The 4,877-nt window shown below is 43.9% G+C and carries 3 protein-coding genes; 2 read left to right on the top strand and 1 reads right to left on the bottom strand.

What is annotated here, in order from left to right; translation table 11 throughout:
* Positions 1-1,125: citrate synthase (locus tag AB5754_RS03680; RefSeq protein WP_368259466.1), on the bottom strand; the 1,125-nt coding region annotated here is incomplete at its 3' end.
* Positions 1,126-1,297: 172 nt separating this feature from the next.
* Here AB5754_RS03680 and acnA point away from each other — a divergent pair.
* Both acnA and AB5754_RS03690 read left to right on the top strand, forming a co-directional pair.
* Complete coding sequence (gene acnA, locus AB5754_RS03685; protein WP_368250574.1) at positions 1,298-3,985, top strand: aconitate hydratase AcnA; 2,688 nt, start codon at positions 1,298-1,300, stop codon at positions 3,983-3,985.
* Between the two features lie 68 nt (positions 3,986-4,053).
* Positions 4,054-4,877 (top strand): isocitrate/isopropylmalate family dehydrogenase (locus AB5754_RS03690; protein WP_368259467.1); only part of this gene is annotated, 824 nt, incomplete at its 3' end.

Genomic DNA, 4,877 nt, shown 5'->3' on the forward strand with positions numbered 1-4,877 from the left:
GATTTGTGGCGCTAAATGTTCTACCAAAGTGTAAAGCTCAAATTCTGCCTGTTCTTCTGGTCCTTTTTCTTCTGCCAGTTTGGAAACATAAGCTTTAAAGATGGCCGCTCGCGGATCATTGTCACTGTATACCGCGTGGCCCATACCGTAAATTAGCCCCTTGCCATCAAAGGCTTTTTTGTCCAAAATAGCTTCTAAATATTGGCGTACTTGGGCTTCATCTGTAGTATCTGCCACATTGGCTTTTAAATCTTCCATCATTTGCGTCACTTTAATATTGGCGCCACCGTGTTTGGGTCCTTTTAATGACCCTAGAGCTGCGCTAATGGTGGAATACGTATCCGTGCCACTGGACGTCACGACCCGGGTGGTAAAGGTGGAGTTGTTCCCACCACCATGCTCCATATGCAAAACCAGAGACATATCCAATGTCTGTGCTTCTTGCTTAGTGTAGCTCTTATCCGGGCGTAACATCGTCAAAATTGTTTCCGCCGTACTTAAACTGGGATCTGGCCGGTGAATGTACATACTCTCCGCTTTTTCGTAATGGTTATAAGCATGATATGCATAGACTGCCAGCATTGGAAAAACGCTGATTAACATTAACGACTGTTCCAACACATTTTCAATGCTCACATCGTCTCGTTTCTCATCATAACAAGCCAATGTCAACAAACTCCGGGATAAATTATTCATAATATCCGCAGAAGGAGCCTTCATAATCACATCTCGCACAAAATTCGTCGGCAGCGTTTGTTTGTCTGCCAAAAGTTGGCGAAAGTCTGCTAATTCTGCCTCATTAGGCAACTCCCCAAATAAAAGCAAAAAGGCCACTTCCTCAAAACCGAAACGCCCTTCGCCGACAAACCCTTGTACGATTTCATTAATATCAATTCCCCGATACCGCAACTCCCCAGTTCCCGGAATCGGTATGCCATCGACAATCTTTTGAGGATAAATCGTTGATATCGTAGTCAATCCCGCCAAGACACCCTTACCATTCGTATCTCGCAAGCCTCGTTTTACGTTATATTTTGAATAATTATTCACATTGATTGAATCTACTTTTTGACAACGCAATGCTAAACTCGGATAATCCAGCAAGCTTTTTTCATTTACGTTCACGAATAACACCCCTTTTTGCAAATCGCCCCATTAAATTCCAGTGAATTATATTACTGAATATTATATCACCATTTTTTCTAAAAAGAAATAATTTTTCGACTATTTACTTTTATTCACAATGATTGTATGATTATTCTGATAGACATTTTTGGGAAAAGGGGGATTTTTATTCATGAAATGGCAGAATACTTTGGCTAATGAAGGATTGATTTACTGCGATTTACAGCAAGTTAGCGCTGAGTTTGGAGCGGATTTACAAAAATTACCATATTCGATTCGGGTCTTACTGGAATCGGTAGCCCGCAATCGAGATGCTGAAATTACCGATGAAATCATTGGAGAATTAGCCCACTGGCAAGGGACCGCTCCCAGTGGGGTTGTGCCTTTTAAACCAGCGCGGGTCATTTTACAAGATTTTACTGGAGTTCCTGCCGTAGTGGATTTGGCGGCTATGCGGGATGCTACGGTGGCTCTGGGGGGAGATGCCAAAGCAATTAATCCAGAGATACCCGTAACTTTGGTGGTGGACCATTCCGTACAAGTGGATTGTGCCGGCACTTCTGAAGCCTTGGCCTTTAATACGAAACGGGAATTTGAACGGAATCACGAGCGCTACCAATTTCTAAAATGGGCGCAACAGTCCTTTACCGATTTTGAAGTGGTCCCACCTGAAACCGGGATTATCCACCAAGTAAATATTGAAAAACTTTCCAATGTGATTTTGACGAAAAAAGTTGGAAAACAATCACTAGTCTTTCCCGATACTTTGCAAGGCACCGATTCTCACACCACCATGATCAATGGTCTGGGTGTCTTAGGTTGGGGAGTTGGCGGTATAGAAGCAGAAGCGGCTATTTTAGGAGAAGCGTCTTATTTTCCAACGCCGGAAGTTATCGGGGTGGAATTCACTGGCTCATTGCCAAAAGGAACCACCGCTACAGATTTAGCTTTATCTGTTACCGAATTATTGCGAAAAGAAAATGTAGTGGGCAAATTTGTGGAATATTTTGGTAGTGGCTATCAAAAGCTCAGCCTTTCTGACCGAGCGACCATTGCCAATATGGCACCGGAATACGGCGCTACTTGTGGCTTTTGTCCCATTGACGAAGAGACCTTAAACTACTTGCGGATTACCGGGCGTAATCCCCAGTTAATCGACTTAGTAGAAAATTATACGAAAGCCAATGGTCTATTTTATGATAACGAAACAATTCCTACCTATACAAAGGTAATTTCTTTAGACCTCAGTAGTATCCAACCCTCTTTAGCAGGACCAAAACGACCTCAAGATCGGATTTCCTTGGAAAATGTGGCCACAGACTTTACCACGTCTGTCACAGCACCCGTAGGACCAAAAGGCTTTGGTTTAGAAGAAACAGAACTTGCTAAAGTTGCACCGTTACACTGGCAAGACCAAACTGAAGACCACCACTATCCAAAAGAATTATACACTGGAGATTTAGTTTTGGCGGCAATCACTAGCTGTACAAACACTAGCAACCCTTTTGTGATGATTTCTGCTGGTTTACTGGCTAAAAAGGCTGTGGAGCGTGGATTGAAAGTTCCCGCTTACGTGAAGACTTCCCTGTCTCCCGGCTCAAAAATTGTCACTACCTATCTAGAGGACAGCGGATTGCTACCTTATTTAGAAAAATTAGGCTTTTATAATGTGGGCTATGGTTGTACCACTTGTATTGGCAACTCAGGTCCCCTATCTGATCCAGTAGCAGAAGCCATTGAAGCAAAAAATCTATTGGTTTCCTCAGTACTTTCCGGAAATCGGAACTTTGAAGGACGGATTCATCCATTGATTAAAGCCAATTATCTTGCTTCGCCACCATTGGTTGTAGCCTACGCATTGGCAGGCACCGTTACCAAGGATTTAACCAAAGAAGCATTGGGCTTTGATAACGAAGGGCAGCCAGTTTATTTGGCGGATCTGCAACCAAGTGGCGCTGAAGTGCAAGCTGTGATTGACCAATATGTAGGTCCAGAAGCTTATCAAGAGACCTATGCTCATATTTTCGATGCCAATCAGCGCTGGAATGAAATTGAAACTAGTACTGGAGATTGTTTTAGCTGGGATGAAGCTTCTACTTACATTGCCAACCCACCATTCTTCACCGGCTTAACCAAAGAACTCCCCCAGCCTGAGCCATTGACTAATTTATCCGTTTTGGCAAAACTAGCCGACTCCGTAACTACCGACCACATCTCTCCAGCTGGCAATATCGCCATGGACTCCCCGGCTGGTCGTTTCTTAAAGGAGCGAAATGTGGCGCCAAAAGACTTTAACTCTTATGGCTCAAGGCGAGGCAATCACGATATTATGATGCGGGGAACCTTCGCCAATATTCGCCTACAAAATCAATTAGTCCCTGAAAGCTCTGGGGGCATCACCAAATACCATCCGACTGGTGAAGTCATGGCAATTTATGAGGCGGCGATGAACTACCAAAAAGATCATACCGGCACCATCATCTTAGCTGGAAAAGATTACGGCATGGGTTCTTCTCGAGACTGGGCCGCAAAAGGAACCCAACTCTTAGGGGTAAAAGTAGTCTTAGCAGAGAGTTTCGAGCGGATTCACCGTTCTAATTTAGCCATGATGGGCATCATCCCGTTGCAATACTTACAAGGAGAAACCGCAGAAACGTTGGGTTTAACCGGCGATGAGACTTTTACTGTAGACTTGCCTGTGGAGCCTATGGTGGGACAAGTGGTTCAAGTAACGGCCACCAAAGAAGGAAAAACAAAAACCTTCCAAACCAAATTGCGTTTTGATGCGCCAGCAGACATCCGCTACTGGAAAAACCAAGGCATTCTACCTATGGTGATTCGCAAAAAATTTGCAGATTAACAAAGTGGCGGACTGGCCAACATAACATATTGGCTAGTCCGCTTTTTATCCACAAAGGAGGAAGCAATGTGAGCTATATTACCATTGAAGAAGAAACCATCCGTGTGCCGGATCATCCAGTAATTCCTTTTATTGCCGGGGATGGTATTGGACCGGAAATTTGGTCCGCCACCAAACAAGTACTAGATGCCGCGGTCCACAAGGCTTATGCAGGTCAAAAAAAAATCCAGTGGCAGGAAGTTTTAGCTGGGGAAAAAGCGTTTAATAAAACCGGGGAATGGCTGCCTAAAGCAACGTTAGAGACCATCCAAAAAGCCAAAGTCGCTTTAAAAGGACCTTTGACTACTCCCATTGGCGGGGGCATTCGTTCTTTAAATGTAGCTTTGCGGCAAGATTTGGATTTATTTGCCTGTGTGCGCCCCGTACTCTACTTTACCGGGGTCCCTTCTCCATTGAAGGAACCAGAAAAAACTGATATGGTCATCTTCCGCGAAAATACCGAAGATGTCTACGCGGGAATCGAATTTGAAAAAGATACTCCGGAAGTGCAAAAGTTAATTCAACTTTTGCAAACTGATTTTGGAGTGAAAAAGATTCGCTTTCCGGAAAGTAGCGCTTTGGGAATTAAACCCATTTCGAAAGAGGGCAGCCAGCGCTTGATTGCTGCAGCCATTGATTATGCTTTAGCTAATGGCCGAAAAACTCTAACTTTAGTTCATAAAGGCAATATTATGAAGTTTACCGAGGGGGGCTTCAAAAAATGGGGCTATGAACTAGCAGAAAGTCGTTATAAAGAACAGACTTTCACCATGAATCAATATGCTACTCTAGCAAAAGAGAGTCAGGAGTCAGCCAAAACCGCCTATGACCAGGCACTAGCAACAGGGAAATT

Source organism: Enterococcus sp. 2201sp1_2201st1_C11_2201SCRN_220225 (assembly GCF_040925905.1).
GTDB classification, from domain to species: Bacteria; Bacillota; Bacilli; order Lactobacillales; family Enterococcaceae; genus Enterococcus_C; species Enterococcus_C asini_A.

Coding starts and splice junctions, on each gene's coding strand:
- acnA (WP_368250574.1), top strand. CDS start 1,298: ATGAAATGGCAGAATACTTTGGCTAATGAAGGATTGATTTACTGCGAT.